At 68.3% G+C, this 24,750-nt stretch carries 14 protein-coding genes; 7 read left to right on the top strand and 7 right to left on the bottom strand.

Features of this window, described 5'->3' with window-relative positions; translation table 11 throughout:
* Positions 1 to 67: 67 nt before the first annotated feature.
* The 4 genes from K7C98_RS10210 to K7C98_RS10195 all read left to right on the top strand — a co-directional run bounded on the left by K7C98_RS10210 (position 68) and on the right by K7C98_RS10195 (position 9,105).
* On the top strand, positions 68 to 6,004 hold the full coding sequence (locus K7C98_RS10210) for a toxin TcdB middle/N-terminal domain-containing protein (RefSeq protein WP_224191412.1): 5,937 nt from the start codon (positions 68 to 70) through the stop codon (positions 6,002 to 6,004).
* 3 nt (positions 6,005 to 6,007) lie between these two features.
* Complete coding sequence (locus tag K7C98_RS10205; protein WP_224191411.1) at positions 6,008 to 6,646, top strand: SMI1/KNR4 family protein; 639 nt, start codon at positions 6,008 to 6,010, stop codon at positions 6,644 to 6,646.
* A gap of 568 nt (positions 6,647 to 7,214) precedes the next feature.
* Positions 7,215 to 7,715 (top strand): hypothetical protein, encoded by a 501-nt coding sequence (locus K7C98_RS10200; protein ID WP_224191410.1) that lies wholly within the window; start codon positions 7,215 to 7,217, stop codon positions 7,713 to 7,715.
* A 301-nt stretch (positions 7,716 to 8,016) separates the two neighbouring features.
* On the top strand, positions 8,017 to 9,105 hold the full coding sequence (locus tag K7C98_RS10195; RefSeq protein WP_224191409.1) for a hypothetical protein: 1,089 nt from the start codon (positions 8,017 to 8,019) through the stop codon (positions 9,103 to 9,105).
* A 5-nt stretch (positions 9,106 to 9,110) separates the two neighbouring features.
* Here K7C98_RS10195 and K7C98_RS10190 read toward each other — a convergent pair whose 3' ends face one another.
* The 3 genes from K7C98_RS10190 to K7C98_RS10180 are packed head-to-tail and all read right to left on the bottom strand — an operon-like array spanning position 9,111 to position 13,834.
* Positions 9,111 to 10,772: a hypothetical protein gene (locus tag K7C98_RS10190; RefSeq protein WP_224191408.1), complete on the bottom strand. Its 1,662-nt coding sequence runs from the start codon at positions 10,770 to 10,772 to the stop codon at positions 9,111 to 9,113.
* Between the two features lie 43 nt (positions 10,773 to 10,815).
* Positions 10,816 to 11,748: a hypothetical protein gene (locus K7C98_RS10185; RefSeq protein ID WP_224191407.1), complete on the bottom strand. Its 933-nt coding sequence runs from the start codon at positions 11,746 to 11,748 to the stop codon at positions 10,816 to 10,818.
* Between the two features lie 7 nt (positions 11,749 to 11,755).
* Entirely contained in the window at positions 11,756 to 13,834 is a 2,079-nt protein-coding gene (locus K7C98_RS10180; RefSeq protein WP_224191406.1) for a serine/threonine-protein kinase, read from the bottom strand.
* A gap of 806 nt (positions 13,835 to 14,640) precedes the next feature.
* Here K7C98_RS10180 and K7C98_RS10175 point away from each other — a divergent pair.
* The 3 genes from K7C98_RS10175 to K7C98_RS10165 all read left to right on the top strand — a co-directional run bounded on the left by K7C98_RS10175 (position 14,641) and on the right by K7C98_RS10165 (position 20,024).
* Positions 14,641 to 14,985: a hypothetical protein gene (locus K7C98_RS10175; RefSeq protein WP_224191405.1), complete on the top strand. Its 345-nt coding sequence runs from the start codon at positions 14,641 to 14,643 to the stop codon at positions 14,983 to 14,985.
* A 612-nt stretch (positions 14,986 to 15,597) separates the two neighbouring features.
* Complete coding sequence (locus K7C98_RS10170; RefSeq protein WP_224191404.1) at positions 15,598 to 16,338, top strand: hypothetical protein; 741 nt, start codon at positions 15,598 to 15,600, stop codon at positions 16,336 to 16,338.
* An 833-nt stretch (positions 16,339 to 17,171) separates the two neighbouring features.
* Positions 17,172 to 20,024: an NACHT domain-containing protein gene (locus K7C98_RS10165; protein WP_224191585.1), complete on the top strand. Its 2,853-nt coding sequence runs from the start codon at positions 17,172 to 17,174 to the stop codon at positions 20,022 to 20,024.
* A 746-nt stretch (positions 20,025 to 20,770) separates the two neighbouring features.
* On the opposite strand, the gene K7C98_RS10160 is transcribed toward K7C98_RS10165, so the two are convergent.
* From K7C98_RS10160 to K7C98_RS10145, 4 genes are all read right to left on the bottom strand, one after another.
* Positions 20,771 to 21,610 (bottom strand): hypothetical protein, encoded by an 840-nt coding sequence (locus K7C98_RS10160; protein ID WP_224191403.1) that lies wholly within the window; start codon positions 21,608 to 21,610, stop codon positions 20,771 to 20,773.
* Between the two features lie 55 nt (positions 21,611 to 21,665).
* A complete protein-coding gene (locus K7C98_RS10155) occupies positions 21,666 to 22,844 on the bottom strand; it encodes a hypothetical protein (RefSeq protein WP_224191402.1) in 1,179 nt (392 codons plus the stop codon).
* A 21-nt stretch (positions 22,845 to 22,865) separates the two neighbouring features.
* On the bottom strand, positions 22,866 to 23,279 hold the full coding sequence (locus K7C98_RS10150) for a hypothetical protein (protein ID WP_224191401.1): 414 nt from the start codon (positions 23,277 to 23,279) through the stop codon (positions 22,866 to 22,868).
* 322 nt (positions 23,280 to 23,601) lie between these two features.
* Complete coding sequence (locus K7C98_RS10145; protein ID WP_224191400.1) at positions 23,602 to 24,414, bottom strand: hypothetical protein; 813 nt, start codon at positions 24,412 to 24,414, stop codon at positions 23,602 to 23,604.
* Positions 24,415 to 24,750 lie beyond the last annotated feature (336 nt).

Here is a 24,750-nt window from a genome sequence, read left to right as displayed (position 1 = left end):
GCCGTTGGGCCGTCACTCACGTGCCATGGATGGCGCGGCTTCTGTTCCTGCCAATGAAAGGCTCCCCATGTCCCTGCGAACAGGTCTCATCATCACTGGTCTCGCGCTCCTCGCGAGCACTGCCCGCGCCGACACCAGCGCGACGCTCGCCACCGCCATCAACATCCCGAAAGGTCCCGCGTCGATCGAGGGCTTCGGGCGCGCCTACGAGGTCAGCCCCGCGACCGGCCTGCCGTCGCTGAGCTACCCGATCGACGTGCCCCCGGGCCGCGCCGGCCATGCGCCAACCCTCGCGCTGCGCTACGACGCTGGCGGCGGCGCGGGCCTCGTCGGCCTCGGCTGGTCGCTCGGCCTGCCGGCGATCGAACGTTCGCCGCGCGCCGGGCTACCTCGGGACGGTGAGCCGCCGGTGTGGATCCTGCGCCACCTCGGCGACGGCGAAGAGCTGACGGAGACAGCCCCCGGCATCTACCGCCAACGGATCGAGCAGGGCGCGCCGATCGTCGTCCGCGAGCTGCCCGGCGGCGCCATGGCTGCGCTCGCCACGGATGGCACCGGCTACCTTTTCGGCCTCGAGGACGACGCCCGCCTTGTCGGCGACGCCGGGGTGCTGCGCCTCGAGATCTCGGCGATCACGGACGTCCACGGCAACCGGATCGACTTCCACTACACGCGCCAGGACGGCACCGACACGCCGCTGCTGTCCGCGATCACCTACAACGACGGCCGCGCGCAGGTCCGGCTCGACTACGAGCCGCGCCCGGACATCATCACGAGCCGCGCACTCGGCCTGCGGATCACCCTCGCGCATCGGCTGAAGGCGATCCGCACCGAGGCCGCGGGCGAGCCGGTGCGGACGACGACGTTGACCTACACCCGCAGCACTGAGACCCCGAGCAGCCGCCTGACCTCGATCGCCACGGTCGCCGCGGACGGCGCTGCGCTGCCGACCTGGCGGCTCGACTACACCGGCGAGGCCACGACCCCGCTCGCGCGCGAGGTCGCCGGCGCCCCCGCGCTCGACCCGACCGCCGACGGCCGCGCGTGGCTCGACGTCGACGGAGATGCGCTCCCCGATCTGCTCGAGGGTGAACCGGGCGCCTGGCGCTACCGCAAAAACCTCGGCGACGTGCGGCTCGCCCCGAACTGGACCGACCTCCCGTCTCCCGCGGTCGCGCTGGCCTCCACGACGCGCTTCGCCGACCTCACCGGCGACGGCGTACAGGACCTGCTCGCGCAGCCGACCCCCGGCGAGCTGTGGAGCTATCTCGGCGGCGGCGCGTCGCTTTTCGGCAAGGCCGACCCGATCCCGCTCGATCTCGGCTTCGAGCTCGCCGACCCGCGTGTCGCGCTCGTCGATCTCAACCTCGACGGCCGGATCGACGTCCTGCGCCACGACGACGCCGACGGCTGGATCTGGCTCCGTCACCGCGACCTCGCCAGCTACGAGCCGGCAGAAGCCGTCCCCCCGCCGCCCGCCGGCATGCGGCTCGGCGACCCGGACGTCCAGCTCGCGGACGTCGACGGCGACCGGCTCCCCGATCTCGTCCGCATCCTCCGGGCCGACGCCCGGATCCTCGTCGCCGCGGGCGCCGGGCTCGGGCTGTTCGACGAGCCGATCGAGCTCGCCGGCGTCCCGGCGATGCAGGAGACGGATCGTTGGGAGCTCACCGATATCAATGGCGACGGCGCCGCCGACATCTTGCGGATCGGCGGCAGCCAGCTCGACCTCCACATCAATCAACTCGACGGCAGCTTCGCCGCCGCCGGCTCCGTCACCTGGCCGGCACTGGAAGCAGACGAGGTCGTGATCGTCACCGACATCGACGGCAGCGGCACCGTCGACGTCCTCCGCGTCGACACCGACGGCTCACAACCCTGGCGCGTCTGGTCGCTGTACCCCGAGCGCCCCGGCCTGCTCGCACGGTTCGAGAACGGCCTCGGCTACGTCCGCGAGCACCGCTACCGCTCGGCCGCCGCGCTCGCGGCCGAGGACGCCGACGCCGGGACGCCGTGGACGACGACGCCGCCCGAGCCGCTGCCCGTGCTGGCCGAGACGCGCGAGGACGACGGCGCCGGCTGGTCGAGCACCCTCCGGAGCGGCCTACGCGATGGCTGGTACGACCCCGCACGCGGTGAGTTCCGCGGCTTCGCCGAGTTGCGCGACGAAACCACCGGCGACGCCTACACCGAGCCCGCGACGCTCGTCCGCCGCTACGACCTCGGCCAGACCGAAGAAGCCCGCGCGCTGCAACTTCTCGCCTCCGAGACCGCGAGCCCCCGTGGCGTCCTCGTCCACGAGGAGCACACGCTCGAGGTCGACATGCCCGCGCCGGGCGTCCGCGCCGTCCGCCGCATCGCCACGGACACCTACCACATCGAGGCGGGCCCCGAGTCCGCGGCCGTCCGCGTGCGCACCGAATGGGACCACGACGAATGGGGCAACGTACTCGAGGAGCGCGCGCTCGGACGCGTCGACCGCCAGACCGCCGCCGACCTCCCTGGCGACGAGCGGATCACGACCTCCGTCTACGCCGAGCCGACCGTCGAGGACGGCCCGCGCGATCGCCTCGCCGAGCAGACCGTCACCGACGCGGACGGCACGCCGATCACCGCCACGCGCACCTACTACGACGGCGAAGCCGAACAGGGGCTCCCGCTCGGCCAGCTCGGCGCGCGCGGCGTCGTCGCCCGCGTCGAGACCTGGACCGAGGGCGAGACCTGGATCGCGTCGCTGCGCCAGACCGTCGACGCCCGCGGCAACATCACCCGTGTCCGCGACGCCGAGGACGGCACGCTCGAGCGCCTCTACGACGCGCAGGGTCTCTTTCCGGCCGAGGAGCGCCTGCACCTGCCCGCCGGTGATCTCGTCACCACGGCCGTCTGGGACGCCCGCTACGGCCATCCGCTGTCCGTCACGCGTCCGAGCGGCGCGACGACGCGCGCCGAGTACGACGGCCTCGGCCGCCTGGTCGCCGAAGCGCTCCCCGGCGACTCGCCCGAGCTGCCGACAACCCGCTACCGCTACTTCCTCGACGGCAGCACGCCGCGCCCGTCGATCGTGACCGAGCTGCGGCGCGTCAGCGGCGAGCCGGACGTCGACCTCATCGCCGATCATCTTGATGGTCTCGGTCGTCCGCGCGTCCGCGTCACGCAAGACGACACCGGCACCGCCGCCGTGCTCGACGAGGCCCGCGTCTACTCGGACGCCGGCGCCGTCGCCGAGCTCGTCGAGGGCCAGCCGCTCGCTGCTGCCGCGCTCAATCCCGGCGCCGCGATCGAGCTACCCGGCGACTGGCCGCGCAGCATCACCCACGCCGACGCGCTGGGCCGCGTCGTCTTCACGCGCGACGCCGACGGCCGCGAGACCCGGACGACCTACGGTCCGCTGCGGAGCGAGCGCCGCGATCACGAAGATGTGCACCCCGAGCCCCCATACCAGGACACGCCCGAGCGCGCCGAGCTCGACGGCCTCGGCCACACGGTCGCCCGCCTGGAGCTGCTCGCCGACCGCACGATCACCCACCGCTACGAACACGACGCCGCCGGGCGCCTCGCCGTCTACACGGACCCGGCCGGCCACCGAACCGCCTTCACTCGCGACGGCGCCGGCCGCCTGACGCGGGTCGACTCACCCGACGCCGGCGCGATCCGCCAGCGCTTCGACCGGACCGGCCGCCTGCGCGAGCGCACCGACGCCACCGGCGCGCGCGTGACGTGGACCTTCGACCCCCTCGGCCGTCTGCTGCACGAGCGCGCCCATGACCCCGCGGGCGAGCCGGTCGGGGAAGCCCGCTACAAGTACGACGGCGCCGGTCCGCACGCGCGCGGCCAGCTCGCCGAGGTCGAGGACGACGCCGGCCGCGTCGCCTTCACCTACGACGCACGCGGGCGCATCGTCAACACGACGCGCACCTTCGCCGCCGCGCGCGGCGACGTCACCTTTTCCCTGGGACAGGTCTACGACGCGCAAGATCGGGTCGTCCGCGACATCTACCCCGACGGCAGCACCCTCGATCACGACTACACGCCCCGCGGCCTCGAGCGGCCCCTCCAGCACTTCACCGACGACGTCGAGTACGACGCGCTCGCCCGCTGGCGCCGCATCGGCCTGCCGTCCGGCGTCGCGCTGCACCGCGAGCTCGACCGCGGCGGCCGCGTGCTGAGCCAGGACGTCACCGCCGACTCGCGCGCGCTGCTGTCGCTCGCGCACCGCTACGACGCCGCCGGCCAGCTCGCCGAGACCCGCGACGACCTCGCCGCTGAGGGTCTCTCGCTCGCGCAGACGTTCGTGTACGACGACTTGCGGCGGCTCGTCGGCCACACGGCCGCCGGGGTCACGCAGACCTGGCGCTACAGCGACGACGGCAACCTACTCGCCCACGCCGGCCGCACGCTCGGCTACGACGACGCGCGCCCCCACGCCGCCGTCACCCTCGATCACCAGGTGCTCGACTACGACGCCGCCGGCCAGCTCGCCGCGGTCGCTGACGAGGGCTCGCTGCCCGCCGGCACCTGGCGCTACGACCCGCTCGGTCGCGTGCGGTCGTTTACCTCCGTGGACGGCCGCCGCGTCGAGCACGTCTACGCCTACACCGGCGAGCGGGCGATCCGCCGCGAGTACGACGCCCGCGGCCAGCTCGAGCACGAGGTCCTCTACTTCACGAAGAACGCTGAGGTCCGCGACCGCCAGCTCGTCCGCTGGGTCCACTTCGCCGGCGAGCGGATCGCCGAAAGCCCGGTCCCGCTGCCGGCGGGCGGCTTCGGCGAGCTGCAGGCCGCCGTCCCCTCCGCGACGGGCCTGCGCTCGCTCCACGCCCTGGCCGTGCTCGTGCTCCTCGGTCTCCTCGCGCTGCTCGCCGCAGTTGCGCGGCGGGTCCCTCGTCCTCGCTCGCGCCTCGCCCCTGCTGTGCTCGCGCTCGCCGGCCTCACCCTGAGCTGCCACCGCGGTGGCGGCTCCGACCACGCGCTCGTCCCCGATGAGCACACCCGTTTCCACGTCGCCGACCGCCTCGGCTCCGCGGCGCTCGTGCTCGACTACCGCGGCCGCGTCGTCGCCCGCGACGCTGCCGACCCCTACGGGGCGCCGCGGATCGCCTGGCGCTCGGGACTGGCGCTCGGCCCGACCTACCGCTTCACCAGCAAGGAAGACGACCCCCTCAGCGGCGCCGTCGCCATCGGCGTCCGCCACTACCTACCCGCGCTCGGGCGCTGGGCGAGCCCGGACCCGCACTTCCTGCTCGACAACCCCGACGCCGCACTCAGCACGCCCGGAGAGGCCAACCCCTACAGCTACGTCGGCGGCAACCCCGTCACCTTCACCGACCCGACCGGGCACAAGGGCGTAGCCCACGGGAGCGAGAACCGCCCCGGCGTCCTCGACAACTACCCGGGCAGCCCGAATGCCGGGTTTGGCGCCCGCATGGCCGCCGTTGCCCGCGACCGCGCCCTCGCGGAGTATCGCACCGCCCAGCTCACTGCGGCCGCGCTGGGCGTCCTCGATCTCGCCCTGACGACCCTCGACTGGGCGACTACCGCGTCCGATGCCTACGACACCGCCGCCGCTCTCGCCGCCGGCCCGGTCGGCCTCATCGGCAAAGGCGGCAAACTGGGTGCCAAGCAGGCGCTCAAGCAGGCCCGCAAGGCCGTCCGCAAGGCGTTGGACGACGCCCTAGAGGTGGTCAAGGACGTGCAACTCCGCCTCTCACGTCACCCCAAGGCGTCGCAACATGTTCTTGACGCAAAGCGGGCTGGGCACCCAGATGTACTCACGATCGAGCGCCCTGGCACGTCAGGTCGTCGCGCTCAGTCCATGAAGGGCCACCAGAAGGTCAAGGGCAAGGACCGCGATGAATATCCACCGGCGTTCACACGCGAAGGCGGCGAAGGCGCAAGCGTCCGCCCGATCGACCCCAGCGACAACCGTGGAGCCGGGGCGTGCATCGGCAACGCTTGCCGCGGCCTGCCGGATGGGACCAAAATCCGCATCGTGGTTACGGAGTAACTCGTGAAGTCCAGCCTCGAACAACTACTCGAGCAAGCCGAAGAGGTGCTCGCCCCACAACCTCCCTACCTCGACCCGTGGGTTCAACGACACGCAGGCAACCGGCTTGGTGAACTCGAAGATCTGTACCTCCGAAAGAACGGATGGCTCGCCTTTAATCGCGCCCTCCGCGTCTTCTCTGCATCGCGCTCGCCTGATGACCTGAACCTGAACCGATGGAACGATCCTCGGCTTTGGCGCGATACCTATGGTGACTTGGCAGAAGGGGTACTGTTCTTCGCAGACGATATCTTCGGCGGACAGTTTTGCATCAAGGACAGCAAGATCTACGCGTTCGACCCGGAGACCGCCGCTCTTGAGTGGCTCGCCGATGATCTCGAGGGGTGGGCCACGGTCATCCTGGACGACAGCGACTACTGGACCGGGCGACCTCTCGGGGCGGCCTGGCAGGAGAAAAATGGCGTTCTGGAGCCGACGCAGCGCTTGATCCCCACCTTGTTGTTCACGCTCCAGGGGGAGTACACCGTCGACAACCTGACGGCGAAGGACGCCGTGACCGGGATGCAGATCCGGGGCCCGATCGCCCAGGAAATCCACGGCTTGCCGGACGGAACGCGGATCCGATTCGTGATCACAGACTGACCGCCGGTGTAGGTTCACAGCAAGACTGGCCACGACGGACCGCTGTCCCCACACTGACAACGAACACCGATGTCCCAGGGCGGGGACGACACCCGCGTCGTCCCCGTTGTCTCGGTGTCGCCGGTGGTCGGTGCCGGTGTCGCCCTGGCATAGGCCGAGTGCCGCGTCAGGTAGCCGAGTTGCGCCTCGTTAGCGGGGCGCGCCTACGAGGTCGGGCTTGCGCACCAGCCCGGCCGGCCGCAGCAAGGCCGCGACCGCCGTCGACCTGATCCTGCCCAACACTGGTCGTCCTCGTCGCCGTGCTCCTCTTCGTCGCCGTCCTCTCCCCTCATCCTCGTCGCCGTCCTCTTCCTCCTCCTCGGCGAGGAGGACGACGAGGACCCGAACCGCGCGATCGTCCCAGCCGAGGAACGCGACGGCGGCATGGTCAGCGCGGCCGGGTGGGACGTCGATCGGGTAGCTCAGCGACGGGAGGCCGGTCGCGGGGCTGATGTGTCCGCGCCGGCGCCATTATCCCGCTTGACGGGCCCCCCACGTCCGCGTTAGGCGGCCCTAGCCAGGACACTCCATGAAATCTCTCGCTCTACTCACAGCCCTTGTCGGTGCCTTCGGCACTGTAGCCTGCGCGGGCAAAATTCCACCCGAGCAACGCGCGCGCCTTGCCGTGGTCCGGTCGGTCCGCTTCGGGCCTGACAGCGGCGCACCTTCGCAAGTCCGAAACGATTGTCGCCTGGGGGAAGAATTGCTCGAGGAACTTGCAGATGAGACCCGTCGCTATATCACGATTCGCCTAGTCGGAGACCATTCAGGCGTCCCCGGCCGCGTGCTGGCGATGCGTTTCACGCGAGTCGAAGGTGTGGGCAGCAATGAATCCGGCGCGAGCTCGATCACGCTGATCGGGCGGCTATTGGAGGACGGCGAAGTTATCGGCGCCTTCACGGCGCAACGCTCTTCTGAGCAATCGGGAGACACATGCGAGGTACTTGGCCGGATCGTCGATGTTCTGGCCGACGACGTTGCAGGATGGCTACGGAACCCAACGCCTGACGCAATTCTCGGTGGGCTCTAGCATCTGGCGGGCAAGACGGTGATGGCGGCCAAGCCGAGCGGTCAGCCTCGTTGCCTGCGAGGGGCAGCTCGGGCGCGTCGGGCAGCAGAGGGCGGCCAGCTCGCCAAGATCCTGCGACGACCTCGCCGCCGAGGGCCTCTCGCTCGGATCGTCGGTAAAGGTTCGCCAACTGACCGCCGGGAGATCGAAGGGCGAGGTGCCGCGCCCCCGGAAGGCCGACACCAACGCTGTCCAGCGCTGGGGCGCCCAACGGCCCCCCCGGGACTGGATGCGGCGGCTCGTCTGCGCTACGCTGACCATCATGCGGCCACTGCACCGGCCTTTCCTTTCCGCGCTTGCGCTCGCGTGCGCCTGCACCCCCCGGGAGACGGACACGCTCGGCTTTGGGACGCCGACGATCACGACGGCGCCATCGGCGACGACCGAGGGGAGCTCGACGAGCTCCGGCGGCAGCTCGACCCGTGGCGTCGAGTCGACCTCGACCTCGGCAGCCTCCTCGAGTTCGAGCAGCTCGGGCCCGCTGCTCGACATGCCCATGCCCGACTTCGGGCCGCAGCACCCGATCGGTTGTCAGGGGAAGATCGACTTCCTGTTCTCGATCAACGCCTCGGGCACGATGCAGCATCACCAGGACCAGCTCATCGCGGCCTTCCCGGACTTCATCGAGGCGATCGAGACGCAGTTCCCCAACTTCGACGTCCATATCTTGGTCGCGGAGGACGGCTATTGGGGGATCGACGATTGTAGCTTGTGCACGACAAGTTGTGACCCGCAGGGGACGCCCCCGCTGTGCAGCGCCATGCTCGACGCGTGCGACACAAAGACCATCGGCGCGGGCGTTACCTTCCCGGCTGGCAAGGAAGCTACAAACCGCCGTTGCGAACTCGCTGGGGGACGCCGCTACATCACCAGGGACGAGGCCGAGATTGGCAAAGCGTTCGCGTGCATTGCGCAGGTGGGAATCGGGGGAGGCGAGCGCACGGCTGAGGCGGTCGTCCAAGCTCTCACCCCGGAGCTCAACGGCGCAGGCGGCTGCAATGAGGGATTCCTCCGCGACGATGCGCTTCTCGTCGTAACGATCATCAATGACGGTTACGACGAGGCTTCGGCAGGTACCGTCGACTCTTGGATCGCGGCCCTTCGTGCTGCGAAGCACGAGGACGACGACGCGTTTGCCGTTCTCGTGCTGACCACCGATGTTGACGTCGATTACGGTCAACTCTGCCTCCCGGACCAATTCAATCCCAACAAGAACCCGCTCCGCTCGCTCGTCGAGAACGTCGATCATGGGAAGATCGGCTCGATCTGTGAAAAACAGTACGGGGAGTTCTTTTCCAGCACGATCAGCGAGCTCGTCGCGCTCTGCGACGGCCTCGTGATCCCGCAGTGACAGCGTTACGGGTGATGCACCCGCACCACCGCGACGAGCTTCCCGTCGATGGTACGAGCGCCGCCCCACCCACAGAACCCTCGCTCGTCGCAGTCCAGCGCCCGGGCGGTGTCATTGCCAGGGCCGCCTTTCTGATACCATGTTCGTGGCCCATCCAGATGTTCGTAAGCGAACACCTGAGCATCCATGAAGCCCACTGTCCGAGTCGCAGCGTTGACGAGCTTGCCCTCGCGGTCGCACGAAATGCCGTGCAGTTGTGCCGACTGCAAGGGCTCGGCGAAGTAGCTGTCCGGTGAATCTCCGAGGCCGAAGTCTCCGAGGTTGAGCTTCATCGTGAGCGGTAGTGGCGTCGCACCCGGGATCACGTCACGGGCCCATCCCGCGAGCAAGAAATCGACGCCGCAAAACTCGGCTGCATTCGCGCCGTCGTGGGGAATGGCGGCGCCTGACGAAGTCCAAGGCTTGCCGAACTGGCCACCGGCCGAGACGTAACGCGCGACGAAGGCCCTGCCGTAAACATTGGCGTCGCTGGCTCTGAGTTCGCGCTCGCCGACGACATAGAGGAGATCGGTCGTGGGCTCGTAAAGCACAGCGCGGGCCCACTCGCTCCACACGTTTTGCTTGTCATGGTCGAACTCGTCGTCCGTGAACGGAGCCCGAAGCGTCTGCGGCCAGACGCTTGTGCCGCTGTTGAGATGCTGCCAGATCATCGCGTCCGTGCGCACCGGATTCTCGCTCGTCCTCACCCAGCCCACAGCGACTACGGCTTTCGGGGTGATCGCCACGCCGGCGACCTCCTCGCCGAACTTCCCGAGCTTCTCCCACAGGCGCGCGCCGTCCTTCGTCAGGAAAGCGACGTAGCGCTGCGGCTTGGCGTCCTTGATCAGGTTGATGCCGAGCGCCAGGTTGCCGACCTCATCGACGGCCAGCGCCGCCGCGCCGGAGGGCAGGGATGCGAGGTCCATGTCCTCGGCCCAATCTCCCATCGTTTTTGGCCATCCGGGCAGCACGACCTCGCAGTGGTCGGGGTCGAGTTTCCAGATCGTCGCCTTGACACCGCTCCCGTCGTCGCGCACGCCTGCGGCGACGATCGCATCCTCGGTGTAGACCAGCGCCGAGATCGAGCTGGCTGCGGCCGTCTTGTCCTCGAAGAGGCACTTCTGCACACCTGCATTCGGGAGCAGCACCTTCAGCTCCGTGCCCGCGCTCGCCGTCAGCCCTTCGGCATCCTCGACCACGACGTCGATCGTGTCGGCGTTGTACTTCGCGGACAGCACCTCGTAGGTGTACGGGAAGTCGTCGGGCGTGAGCTCGACGAACTCGACCCCGTTCCGCGAGAGACGCACCTTGACCACGTCCTCGCTCGCCTCGAGGAAGAGCTGCGTCGTCCCGGCTTCGTGGAGCGCGCTGGGCTTCGCCTCGAACATCTCGATCTTCGGCGGGGTGTTCTGCTCGGGGACATCGGAGGTCGTGTCCGGCGCCGGGAGCGTCGTCGAAGTCGTATCGACCGGACCTGTGACGGTTTGGACGCCCGAGCCGGCGGACGACGTCGGCATCACCTCGCCCGTGGAGGTCGACGTCGAGCTCGAACTCGGCTCGGTGTCCGGAGCCAGCCCGTCCCCGGCGGCGAAAAGGTCCTGATAGCAGCCGCTCACGGCGGCGGCCAAGATTGGGATGAGCATCAAGAACCGCATCGTTCGCCCCCCTCGCCTAGAACGCCAGCCGCAGCACGGCACCCGCCCCCCGCGGACCCCCGTAGGGGTGGAGAGCATAACCTCGAGCCCTCGGCGCTTTCTTGCGCGTCACGAGCAACGCGATCCCGGTGCCCAAGCTCACCAGACCGGCCACGCCCACGCCGATCGCGACGTCACGGCCGTGGAGGAGCTCGGCCCTGAGCTCGTTGAAGCGCCCGTACTCGGCGGGCGTGAACTTGCGTTGCTCGGCGTTCGCAGAGCCGACGAGCTCTTCCATTTCCCACCCGCGCTGCAGCACTCCAAAGCCGACCACGGCAGCGCTCCCTGCGAGCAAGCCGATGCCGGCCGCCGTAAAGATCGAGCCCGACACCGTCTTGGCCCGAACGCTGCGCGTCGTCGCCTGATTTGGCTTCGGCGGCTCACTCGCACTGGCAGCGAGCGCGCCGGATGTCGAGCTCGAGTTCGTCGGACTCGTCGGCGTCGTGCTCGCGTGTGCCGGCGGCGCGCCTGCCGAGGGCACGTCGGGCTCCGGAAGGTCGGCGTCGTCGAGTATCGCCACCCGAGGCGGCGGCCGATTGCCTTCGGCGTCAAAGCGGCAGTTCGCGCGCTTCTTCTCCCTTGCGTCCTCTTGCAGGCGGTTCAGGTCCTCGAGCCGGAGCTCCTCCCACGAGAGCCGCTCCTGGTCGTCGCTGAACTTGACGGACAGCAGCGCCAGCTCGGCCGCCGCGAGCGCGCGACAGAGGTACTGCGGATCCTGGGCTGCGAGATACGCGGCCTCGAAATTCTTGTGGGCGCCCTCGAACTCGTCCGGCGGATGATCGTCGGCGTCCATGGCCCGCCGCAAGTGCGCCTCACCCGCGGCGACAAGAGCCGCGACCTGGGCCGTGTCGCTCGCAGGCGCGTCGGCGGGCCCGAGGAGGAAGACAGAGAACAGGTACATCGTCTGCATGGGAGCTCTACTTCGCGGAGAACGTGAAGTCCTCGATCATGTTGGCGCCGGGCGGAGGCTTGGCCTTGCGGACGACGTCGTCGACGCAGGCCGAAAAGGGATGCTCTTTGCTCATCTTGAGCACGCGAACCCCGTCGACCGCCTTGCCCTTGTGCCGGATCTGCACCGTGACGGACGCCGCCGTGACGCCGGTCTCGCTCATGCAGGCGCGGATTTTCTTCTCCTGTTGGGCCATCACGGCAGCGAACGTCGGTGGCGTCAGCGGCGACGAGCTGGCGCGCGGGCGCCGTGTATTCTCGGCGCGGGTGGTCGCCAAGACCGAGGGCTCCGCAGACTCGGCAACGCCCCGCGGTGCCTCTTCCTTCGGCGCCAGCGGTGGAGGCGAGCTGGCGCGCGAGCTCGGCTCGTCCCCGGCGGGGGTCATCACCGGCTTGGTCAGCATCGCCGCGAGCGGGGTCGGGATCGCCGCGGTCTTCTCGCATGCGGCAGCGACCCGTGGCGCCTCCTCCTTCGGCTCAACCGGAGGGGGTGGCATGGGAGCCGTGTCCCGCACGAGCACGACCGTGGGCTGTACCGCGCCAAGTCGCTGCCCGATCAACAAGCCGAGCACGCCGGTGGCCACGCCGGCGATGAACACGACGAGCGCCGACAGGGACATGGTCATCGACCCCGCTGTCCGTGGCCGCCCGATCTCCCGCGGTTGTTCGACGGAAGGGCGGGGCACGCGAGCGCCGTCGTCGTGACTCAGTGCCGCAGCACTCACCGCCGCGGCGACCTCGGGTGTCGGCGACGTGAAACTCGTCGCCGCGGCTTCGCCGTCGCCGATGCAGCTCGCATGCAGCGTGGCATCCGACGGCCGATGCGCGAGAACCCGCTCGCGGGCCAACTCGAGCGCCTCGCGGAACTCGGCCATCGTCTGCGTCCGCTTCTCGGGCTCGAACCGCAGCGCTTGCCGCAGCGCTGCCTCGAGGTCCTGGTGCTTGAAGTCAGGCAACGCCTCGGAGATCGGTCGCGGCTCCCGGCGCTCGCCAGGCGCAAACGGGTGGCGCCCCGTGAGTAGCTCGTACAGCACGACCCCGAGCGAAAAGACGTCGGTGCGGTAACTCGGCGGTCCTGGATTCTCCCGCAAGATCATCTCCGGCGCCAAATACTCCGGTGTCCCGAAGCGAGCGCCGAGCGGCGTCACGAGGCGCGCCCCTGGCGGCGCCCCCGGTTCTACGAGGGGGCGCAGGTACACGAGGTCTAGGTACTTGCACAAACCCCAGTCGATCACCTTGATCGTCCTCGCCGTGCCGCGCAGGCGGATGATGTTGGACGGGGTCAGGTCGCGGTGGAGGATGCCCTGCTCATGCGCGGCTCCCACGGCCTCGCAGACTTGTCGACCGATGTCGATCACCTCGAGCGCGCTGAGCGGCTTGCCGCGCTGGAACACGTCCCGCAACGTCTCGCCGTCGAGCAGCTCCATGCAGAGGTACAGGTTCCCGTCGGCCAACTCGTCACAGTCGTAGACGCGGACGACGTTGGGGTGGTCGAGCTGTGCGAGTGCCCGCGCCTCGCGTAGAAAGCGCGCCCGTCCATCTGGGCGGAGCTTCAGCGTGTGGTCGAGCAACTTGACCGCGACGAGCCGCCCGAGTTTCAGGTGACGCCCGCGCCACACCTCGCCCATGGCCCCCTCCGCGAGCTTGTCGAAGATCTCGATCCGGCCCGCTAACAGGTTCAGGGGCATAGCTTCGAGGTTCGGAGCGTTTTCGTCCTCCTCGAGGAGGAAGCGATACGGATCGTCGCCGGCGTCCTCGTCGTCGTCGGCGTCGGCGTCCTCGTCGTCCTCGGCGTCGGCGTCTTCGTCGTCCTCGGCGTCCTCGTCGTCGGCATCCTCGTCCTCCTCGTCGGCGTCCTCGTCGTCGACCTCGTCGGCGTCCTCCTCGTCGGCGTCCTCCTCGTCGGCGTCGTCGCCGTCGGCGTCCTCGCCCTCGTCCTCCTCCTCGTCACCGTTGGCAGCGACGGCGTCTAGGGGGTCCTTGATGTCGGCGTGGTCCTTGCCGTGGACGCGCCCATCGTCGGGCACTACTCGTTTCCTCTCCCGCATGCTGGTCCCCTGGCACTCGGACAGTACCAGCGCCTGGGGTCAACTGTCGCGCAACTCGGAGGGCAGGCATGCCCTTGCCCCGTGCCGTGCGCCAAGCAACCACATGCGTCGTCAAGTGTTCGCCATCCTATCACCAATGCGCTCGGTCCCAGAACGGCGATCTGCGCAGGTTGGAACACCGAATGCCGCGAAGGGCGGGGCAGTCGGGGCACCAGGAGGCTAGCCCCGGGGCTGCCGCTTCGCGCCGGCCCCGGGCGCGGCTTGCATCCCCCTGCGCATCTTGCGAACCCGCAAGTCGATTGTCCCGTGCCGCATGGGGCAGGCGCGCTTGCCCCGGTGCCGTGCACACGATAACCACATGCGTCGTCAAGTGTTCGCCATCTTGGCGGTAAATCGGCGCTCCAGGTTGTGTTCGTACCCGGCCGCGCCGACTCACGGGTCGTCTGGGAATGAGCCCACGGGCCGGTCGTCGCCTTCGTCTTGCCCCGCGCCGCGCGGGCGATCGTGTTGCTCGTCCGGTTGACCGCGTGCCTTGGCCACACGGGTCGGCTCGGCTAGCGAGGACGCCTGCGACGACGGGCGACCGCGTCGTGAAACGAAGCCGGAACCGGGCGCCGGCGTGCGAGGCCGCGATCCCACCCGGGACTCGCGCCGGATCCACGTGCACGCCGCAGCACGGGCCGCGTCGTGCTCGAAATCGCTCGCTCGCAACGCGCGAAACCTCTTCAAGTTTGTTCACTCTTGGTGGATCATCACCGCATCCCGCGAAAAGGACCACCCCGCGTCCCAACGAAAGGACCACCACCATGCGGCTCAGTGAACTGTTCAACAACCCCGGTGTAAGCATTGGCCCAATGACCGATGAGGAGGCTTATCAGTACATCATGGACATGGGGATGATGCTCTCAAGATTCCCGCGAATCATGGCTGCGATGGGGCATAATACGCTCCGGGGCCATCTCGTGTACGTTCATGAAGAAAACCTGAAGACTGACGGAGCGAGAGACACCATAACCTTGCTGAAAGCTCTTACAAACATCGAAAAAGATCGCGCGGAACAGCCAGGACTGCCGGAAGCTGTCGCCAGAATGAACAAAGCGCATAATATTGTGACCGCTACCGCCGAACGGTACGAAGAGCCAAAGGGATAACCAAAAGTGCTTACAGCTCCCGCACCGCGTGTATGCGTGCCCCATCGGCGCGCAATCCGGACCACCGGCCGGCAGAGCGACCTGGAGCTTCACCTCGCCCCCTGGAGCCGCCGGTACCGGCCCGCGGGGACCTACGATGGCCTTCGTTCGTCGTCGGGCGCTCGTAGAGAGAACCTCGACCGCCGCGAGGTCAGCCAGGGTCGGCTCTTCGGCCCGCGGTGGCTCGCGGTTCCGAGCCTGCATCCGGTCCGGCTGCGGGCGACACCCCTTGTCGGCGTCGGCGGCCTCGCCGAACTGCCGGAGCTGCTGGTCGTCGTCGGCCCGGGATCGTCGGAGCTTAGCAGCATACCCAGGACCTGCAGCGCGAGCTGCGACACAGGCGCCCCGTCCTCGTCCTCCTCCTCCCCTCCGCGCTCCGCCGTCAACTGCTCGCGCTCCGCGCTGAGGCTGTCGACCACCTCCTCGAGCTTGCTCGCTCGCGCTTCGCGAGCCTCCGAGATGCCTGGTAGCGCCTCGAGGCCAACTCGTCACTACGCGGTTCTCGCCAGGGTCAGATGGACGACGACGAGAAATTGAACGATCGCGGGGGCGAAAGAGTGGTATCATCGCGCGGTGCTACCGGTCCTCGTTCAAAAGCTGCTCCGGGCGACCAGGGGTGACATGCAGGCGATCGCTGAGCTCGCCGATCAAGCCAGCGGCGGGCATATTGCCGAGTTCTTCAAGAGCTCCGAGGAGAAGCTCAAGTCGGTCACCGACGCCGACACCCGCGACGCCGTGCTCGAGATGGCGAAGCAGGTCGCGTATAACGCGACGCAGCTCCGCGTAGTTGTCGAGATTCTCGCTGAGCTGAACGGCAGCCAGCAGGCGATGACGCGCATCGATGAAAAATGGGCTTCAAGCTCCGATCCGAGGCCGGACCTGCGGGACGTCGTCGTCGGTGCGACGAGCATCGCCGCCGCGTACGGGTCGACGACGGGGCCCTTACGTCGGCTCTATATCCAGGCTTTACGGGGCTCCTATGCGCCGGAAATCTATACCTTTGGCTTCGGACCGGAACTCCTCGACGCGCTGGTCGTCGCGCGGCTCGTGCCTGCCGATATTGAGGCGCTCGCGGGGTTGGGAAACCTGATGCGGCAGATCGATCTCATCTCACACGGACCCGAGCTCGAGTCCTTCGAGCGGCTCGCCCGCGGCGATTTCGTTGAGATGATGCAGCCCAGCCCGAGCGTCGGTGGTCCGCTGGCCTTCATCACACATCGGACGCAGGCAACACGGAGCGAGCTCAAAATCCGTCGGACCGACAAGGGGAGACGGCTGTTAGCGATGATCAAGGCAGGGCGCGGCGAGGAGTAGCTGAAGCCCAGCGCATCTTCTCAGTCATAAATGCGCCGCTCCTGCTTCGGCACGCTCGACGAGATCGCCGAGCTCATGGCCGAAGTGACATGTCCTATGTGCCAGGGGCAGCGCCTGCGCCAGGAGGCGCGCATGGGCTGTGGCAGGTCGAGTCGGAGCTGGCGCAGCGCCACCGCGACGCGCTCCACGACTTCAACAAGCTGGTCCTGGGGTCAGCTCAACACAAGCTCTTCGTCGCCTCGCTGGGCCACGAACCCGACGCTCTGCTGCGGACCCTCGAGCCCGCGGCGAGGCGCTGTACCGGGCGGGTGTTCCTCGCCCTGATCCCGCACCCCCGGACGCTGGGACGTCGACGGCGGTGCGGTGCGGACCTGGCAACTTCTCCGCTGATCGTCGAGTCGTCGAGCTGCATGCAGCGGCAGCGGTGCGCCGCCGACAAGATGCGGGACCCCTGTGAGCTCGCGCGCGGGGGTCTCGTCAGCTTGCGCCAGCAGCCGAGCGCGCCGGCGCGGCTTGCCTCGGGCCCGCGGTGCGGTAGCAGAGGCGCGTCCACTGGCCGAGGCCGCCGGTAGGCTCGGCGACCGCAGGTCCCGGCGTTGCGCAGGAGCCCCGGGCAGGCGCACGTGGCGGCCGCACGCCCACCAGCGACAGCTATCGCAAAGCTCGCGTCCGTCGAGGTGCTCCGGTACCCTGCCACCGTCGCGGCGCGCATGTCTCGAAAGCCACACCTTGCTGGGCCCAGCTCCTCCACCAACCCGGCCGACGAGTTCGTCCGCGTGCGGGAGGTGCTCGCAGCGAGGGTCCTCGGCCGAGATACCTCGCCGCCGTTGGAGGTGAGCCTCAGTTCGCGCTACACCGAGCTCGAGGCGGAAGTCGAGGCCGAGGGGCCCTTCGCCTCCCGCTGGAAGTTCTGGACCCGCAAGGGCGGCGCACGGGACGGCCAGATGCGCCTCGAGTCGTCCTTGACGGCAGCGCTTGAGGCCAGTCGTGCGCGCTTCATCTTGCTTGAGGGCGACCCGGGCTCGGGCAAGACCGTATCGCTGCGCAGAGTCGAACGCACGTTCGCGCAGCGGATCCACCACGAGCCGAAGTGTGCGTTGCCGATGCCGCTCTACGTCAATCTCAAGTACATGGCGGCCGATGCCCGTAAGCCGGTCGTCCGCCTACGCGAGACTGTCCTTCAGGCCATCCATGATGACATGGACATGGCGGCGCACTTGTTCGATGACGGTACGCTATGGGGTGGTTGGCTGCTCCTTCTCGACGGATTCGACGAGATCCCGGGGGTACTTGGTGCCGTCGAAGCAGACGTCGAGGTGCGAGCGTACACGGAGGCCATCCTCGATTTTTGTGACCCGCTCCACCGCGATCCCAGACGCACGTGCCGCGTGGTCGTGTCAACACGGCATTACCACGGACCGAAGAATGGCCTGCTGGTCTCCTTCCGCCTGCGGCCCCTGTCCGACGAACGCCGCCGGACGTTCATCGCTAACTTCGGGCTGACGGCCGCGCAGGCGAGCTCCTTGACGGACACGCTGGCGACCGCCCGGCTCGAGATCCAGCAATGGGCCCACAACCCCCTCATGCTGACGATGCTCTGCGAGGTGACCCGCAACGACCGCGAGTTCCCAGAGAGTATTCATTCGCTGTTCAAGAAGTACCTCGTGCTCCGGTTCCAGCGCGACGCGGGCAGACTTCGCGAGCTCTATCAGGGCAGCGCGGAGGCGCTGCGCCTCGCCGCCGAGAATATCGCCTTCGTCATGTCAGCCGAACCGGGACTCGGCCAGGCGCCGACCAACCGAGCGATCGGGGCTGCCCTTGAGCGTCATGGTTTGCCCGTTGGCGACGTCGCGCGAGCCAGCGAGGCGATCGCCCGCCTCGAGCTTGCGCTCCTCGTGGAACGTGACCACGAGGTCCGTACGTGCTTCCGCCATCGCCGACTGCAGGAATATTTCGCGACATGTGTGCTTCTCCGAGAGCCCGATAGAGTTCCTGTCAACGATTTGCTGTTCGACGGTCGATGGCGCGAGGCGGCGGTGGTCCTGCTACAGGGCAGCCGGCGCGCCGAGTTGGACCCGCTGCTCGCCCGTGCTGAGGAGTTTCTGCGGACGTGCCGGCTCGAGCTGGATGTCCCCGTTGCGGACGTAGAGCTCGACCTACCGGGACCGGAGGCCCTCGCCTGGACCGCGGAACGCCTGACGAACTCGGACCCTCCGAGACGGTTACGCTGGCCGCCGCGCCTCTTTCACCTTATGAGTCTGTTGGAGGCAGGGTTCGCGTACGGCAACGACATGCCGCGCCAGATCCGCGGTGAGTGCTTGACCTTGCTGGTCCACATCTACAGGACGGGCGTGCGGATCGACCGGAAGTACGCGCTGGAGCTCATCGGCCTATTGCCGAACAGCTTCGCCGAGGGCTTCTGTCTCGCTGCTTTCGACAGCGACAGCGAGTTGCTGCACGACCTCGCGTTCAAGCAGTGCCCGAGGCTCGGCCGTGTACCGGAGGCGGCACGCCGGCATATTAGTCGCTTCTTGTTCCGCATGGCGCGCACGGGTAAGATCGAGCAAGAACGCCTGGCCACGGCAGCGCGCATCCGCCGTCTACATAGCCCCGAACTAGAGACCCTGTTCGAGATGGCGTCGACAGCGGCCGCGGTTGGTCGAACGGCGCGAAGGTCGATAATCTTGCTCGGTCTGCTCGCAGGTATCGTGGCCGGCCTATTCTCACCTGTACCGCTCCAGCTAGCGATTGTGGTCGGCCTGCTGGTGACGCCGGCACTGTTCGCGCTGATGATTCCTAGCACAGCGCACCTCGGTCTGCTGGCACTGCGCGGCCTGCTAGAGTCCTTCTCCGTGATGGTCCTCCCTATGTTGATGTCCTTCGTGCTCCTCGGCCAGAGCGCCGCGGCACTCGTGGTATTTTTGATAGGGTTCGTCGTGGCGACCTACGTGTATACATGGGAGTTCCTCGCCCTGCAGGCAGTCCGCGATGGACTCCCCGTCGAGCGGCGCGATTGGCCGATGCTGCCAATTCACATCTTCGTAGCACACTGCCGCCGGCGTCCGGTTCTTGCCCTTATCCCGCTCGCGCTCGTCGTCTTCCTGGGCTTCGTCATATACGCCGAAACCACATTGCCACGCCCGCCTGACTGGGTGGTCCTCGTCATCGTCTCACCGCTGTCCGTCGTCGGGGTCGGGCTCGCGCTCCTCGTGGCTCGAGTCGCGCTGATGCTCGGCAGTGACGCTTGGACGGAACGAGGCTATCGCCGAGCTGGCTCGGCGGTCCTCACCGTCGCCGAACTCAAGGCTCGACTGGGGAGGCTGTACACGGGAAGCGCGCGCGTACGACTGCTCCGGAACGTCCTCCGCAAGCGTCCACTGGCCCTCGCGCCGCTCGACGACGGTATGCGGGCCGAACTCGAGTTGTTTGTCGACGCGGTCGAGACGCACGCTGCCGCCCTGAAGCCGTCCGCCAAGGATGGAGGTGAGCAAGTCCCTCGTCTCAGGGTTCTGCTTCCGCAGCGATACGTGGCGGAGTGCACGTCCAACGACGCGCGTTGGTGCCTTGCGCACTGCCGCACGATCGAGGCCGTGTACGACCTTCCAGCGATGGTTGACCTGCTGACCGAGTTGCTCGAGCGCGCAGACCGAACTCCAGGGACACGCCCAACCACGCCCGAACTTTGACCGACCACACGTGCAACACTCGGCGACAAACGCGCTGCGGCAGCTCCGACAGGTGGCGCGGGCGCGAGTCGCGGTCGACGAGCGCGCCCCGGCGGGCACTTGACCTCCGACCCCTGACCCGCTGTTCATCGGGCAGTGGCCTGCGTGGGGCCATCGGGGCTGGCCAGGACAGCCGGTCTAGCCGCTCCAGCTCGCACATCGCGGGGCGAGCGGGCTGCTGCGGCCAACGTCTGTGCTTCGCGCTGGACCCACTCCTGAATCGACGACGCGACCTCCCCGGACAAGCGCCCGCCGACCCCGTCGCATACGACAAACAGCCCAAGCGCCGGACCGATGGCGAATGCGTCCTCGTTGTGGTCACGCCGCACGCCGACATCGGTGGCGGCGGCCCAGCGCGTTCGCAGCCCGTGAGGTGTTGGCCAGCGGTGCGGCGCCCCGGACAGCCGTTCGAGCGGCACCAGCGCAGGCAAACTCGGATCGTCCGCGGCGGGAAGCACACGGTTTCCCCGTCGAACCGGCGTGAGCGCCAGTTTTCGGTTTCGTCGGCTCATGGCGAACTTCCGGATGGAGACCTGATGCGCATTCTTGCACGGCGCAAAACCGCTCACAAGTGTCGGCATGTACCCCCGAGCCGCGAGGCGAGCCTTTGGCGCCGAGCGCGCGCGGGCGACGCCGACGGCCTGCGCGCGGCGGACGTGGGCTATGCTGATCAGCCAGTGCCCGCGAGGTCGGCTGCGACCTGCCCCTCAACCGCCGATCCCGGAGCGCCCCTCGACCGCCGGAGGGGACGCGTGGATCGGCCCGACGTAGAATTCACCATCGAACCCGTCGGTGAGCCGATCGAACAGCTCGATCGAGCGGGGGCCCCGACGCTGTCCGTCGATCTCGTGCGGCCCGCACTCCTCGGTGCACAGCCACGCGGCGCCACCCGCGTGCGCGAGCCGCAGCGACACGACCCGTGACGGGTCGATTAACGCCGCGAGTCGAGCGGCCATCGGCTCGAAGTCCGGCGACGCGGCGCGCGCGGCATGAAGGCCACCCGTGACGACCAAGAACAGGGCTTCCGGCTTCGCCCGGCGCGCCGCCGCCAGGTGCTCCGCCATCGCTGCGTCACGCTCCGCGGGTGGCACTTCCGCATCGAACGCCACGACCGTGATCGGAGCCCTGTCGCGGGCCCAGGCTTGCGCTCGCGCGAGCAGATCGACGGTCGCCTGACTGCGCCGCCCGTCCTGCATCGGGAACGCCCAGAACTCGCCCGACACGAGGTCGGCGTGGGCCGCCGCGTCGCCCGACGACGCTAGGAAGCGATCGATCCGCGCCTGCTCGCTGGCTGGGATCTCGAGCGCGAGCACCAGCGCCCGCCCCTGCGCGAGTGCATGGCATGCGAGGTCGCCGGCGAAGGTCGGAACCTCGCGTGTGCCGTGAGTCTCGCCCAAGATCAACGTGGTTCCCGGCGTCGCCAGGTCGCGGGGGAGGACAGGCTCGGCCGCGCAGCCGTCAACGTCGGACGGAGCCGTCAGCGGTGACTTGCATGCAGGCTCCACCGGGAGCGCCAGGAACAGCACAGAGAGCGTCCAGGGCCGCACGGTTGGCATGATAGCGCCGAGCGCGAGGTCGCGCAAACGGGCCGCTGGCCTCGGCCTACGCGTCGAGGCGGTGTGTCTTGGACGGGGCCGTGGCGCGAGCCCGCTCGAGTACGCCGTCATGGAACGGGCTCAGGAGCGCCTCGAGATCCGCGTCGGTGTACGGCGCGAGTCGGAGCGCCGACTCCTCCACGACGCCGTCCCACAGGAGTCGCGCGAACGCTTCCGCGATCGGCAGCGAAGCGGCGGCCTCGACATACAACCACTGCCCCGTCGCGTTGACCTCGAGGAAGAACCACGCGCCGTCGTCGGTGCGGATGAAGTCGTATGCCCCAAAGGACAGGGTAAGGTCCGCGTGTAGCCGGAGCAGGGCGCGTCTCACGTCGGCGGGGACTTCGATCCGGGCGCAAGACGTGTCCAGGGTGGCACGGATGTCCGGGACAGACGTCGGGGCGTGCGCGGTCTCAGAGGCGGCGAACACCGCGGAGCCCACGACGACGACGCGGACGTCCGTTCCTCGCAAGCGTTGCTGAAGGATGACCGGCGCGTCGCGGACCTGCTCGAGTCGCTCGCTGTCCTCGGGTCTGACTTCCTGCGTCAGAAAGCCGGCGGCTCGCGTCGTGCGGAGCTGCTTGGCGATGCACCCGCGACCGTGCTCCTGTTGTTCGCGCACGAATGCCGCGGCGTGATCGGTGTTGTTGGTCACGAGCGTACAAGGGACCGCGAGGCCGCTCGCGCGCGCGAGCTGTAGTTGCAGGGGCTTGTACGCGGCGCGGGCTTCCGCCGCGAGCGTGTTCACGACGCGGACCGACGGCGGGAGCGAGAGGAAGAACGACCACAGATGCGCGTGCGTGTTCGTCTGCGCGAATTCCCGGAGCGCCGGATCGGCGTACGCGTGCGGGAGCGGCATCCGGGCACGGCGCCACCAGACTGCCCGGATCTCGCTCGCATCGACCCGCGACGCCGCTCGCTGCACGAGTCGTGTTTCCACGTCCGGGCCATAGGTCAGTGGCAGCGGTGCAATGCAGCCGAGCGACGATTTGACGCCCGCGGCGTTGATCCAGACGGATAGGTCGCCCCCGAGCGGATACGTGGCGAGGTCGACGATCTCGGCGCGGCCTTGGCCGCCCGTGATCTCCGCGAGCCGCCTCTGAACGGCGAGCGCATGCACGTCGTCGCCGGGGGCGATGATCAAGACTGTGGTCGTCATGGCGCGTATGGCGAGCAGGCGGCGCATGGACCGCCCACTCGCATGCGATCAGAAGAAGCCAGCGGAGAGCTGCGGCGCGGGGTCATCGGGCCCGCAGTCACCCGTGGTCTCGTTCGTCTTGTAGCAACTCTTGGTCTTGCTCACGCTCTTGCCCGCGGTCTCGTTGCCGGCGTCGGGGATCGTGACCGGGAGGTTGCCGAGGACGAACGGCACGCGGTTATCCCGAACCACGAAATTCTCAGCCTTCGGCCTCAGCGCCGCCGTGATGTCCTCGCCGGCCTTGAAAAAGATGTTCGCCACGCCGATGCCGGTCGCTGGATCGGTGTACTCCTCGATCTTGAGCGCCGCCTTGGGGTTGAGCACGGCAACCAGGCCGGCGGTGATTTCGATCTCGACCGCCTCCGCGGTCTTGCTCAGAACCCGGCCTACGAGCATAAATTCCCGGATTTCCTGTGTTTCCACGATACCCTTCCTTCCTCCGCGCGGTGAGCCGCGAGGGGTCGGCAACGTATCACGGCGCCGTGCGCGGAGGGACGCGCGGCCGATGGTGTACCGCGTTAGATCGATAGGGCGTCGTGCAGGTTGCCGTGGGGCCTTGCCCCCGGCGAGTGACATCGACCGCCGCACGCGCTAGCCTGAACATCATGCGCCGTCTCGCGCTCGCCGGTCTCGCGGCTCTCGCCGCCTGCAACAACGACGAGGAACCAGGGCCGGGATGCGGCTGGCGTCGATGCCGTGCCCGTCGACGTGCAACCTGCCGGAGCGCACCCGCGTGGTATGAGCGTCAACCCGGGACGCCGAGGCTGGCCTCTTGCTCGGCTACGAGATCGAGAAGGCGGTCGCCGAGCTCGGTGGAAACTCGCAGCCCCCTGACGTTCATGCTGGCGACCTTGCGGGTAGGGTTTCGAGCGTAGTCTAAACTAAAATCCCTTCCGATGACTAGGCCGCGGGCTTCCAATCGCTTTGCGTGGTCCTCCAGGAGACTGCCCGGGTTAGGCCATAGCGGCCACTTGGGCGCATCGTCCGGGGGAGTCGACCTTGCCTCTTTCCAAGTCACTCGGTTCTGCTGCGCAAGCGAGAGCGTGTGGATGTCGCCATAGGTAAGCTCGGCGAGAAGGTCCATGAGACGCAGCGTCAGCCCCTCTTCGTAGCGATCCTTGTCGAAGGCGTTGCGCAGGGCGTTGCCGAGGAGCTTCCGCTTCTTGGCATCGGCGCTCTCCTTCCACACACGAAACCCCACCTCCAGAACCGCTGCGAGGTCGCTCGGCTTGGCGCCGAGCGACCCGACTTTCTCGTTCCACAGGTCGAAGACCGCCTGAAGCTGGGCTAGCTTTTCGTTGTGCTCGCGGAGTGCCTCTTCCATGGTCCACGTGTTCCGGTGGAGCTTGGCCTCGAGGTCGTCGAGGCGCCGGGTGTGACTCATCAGCGTATCGAAGACGAACTCTTCGTACTCGTGGGCGACCAGCTTCTGCATGTGTGCTGCGTTGGTTTCGAGACCGAAGAAGGTCGCTAGCCCCTTCATGATGGTGAGAGGGTTCGCGGCCGCTACTCCCTTGGACACGTCGATGGTCCCCTTAAGCTCGTCGAACTCGTTCATGCTCGTGGTCTACTTCGGCGGCGCGTCGGGCGCAAGCGAGAAGCCCAATGAGCGGGCCGCGCCGGCGCGGCGAGTGAACTCCGCCTCATCGCGGCTGGCAGCGCGCCGGGCTCACCGCCGAGCAGCCCTGCGTCCGCGAGAATCTGCCGGTAGCGCCGCTCGGTGTTCGGGCCCGTCCCTTGACAATCCCCAGCTCCTTGGCGACCTGGCGCGCCGGGAGGCCATTCCTGCATGGCGCCTCGGGTCTATCCAAACCTGTGACTATCCGTCGATCCGCTTGGCCGTCCCGGCGACCCTCGGGTGGAAGTCAAGACATGGGTGACAGTTCTGAGACCC

It is taken from the genome of Nannocystis pusilla (assembly GCF_020073745.1).
GTDB lineage: Bacteria > Myxococcota_A > Polyangia > Nannocystales > Nannocystaceae > Nannocystis > Nannocystis radixulma.
This window is presented reverse-complemented; position numbering and strand designations above follow the sequence as displayed.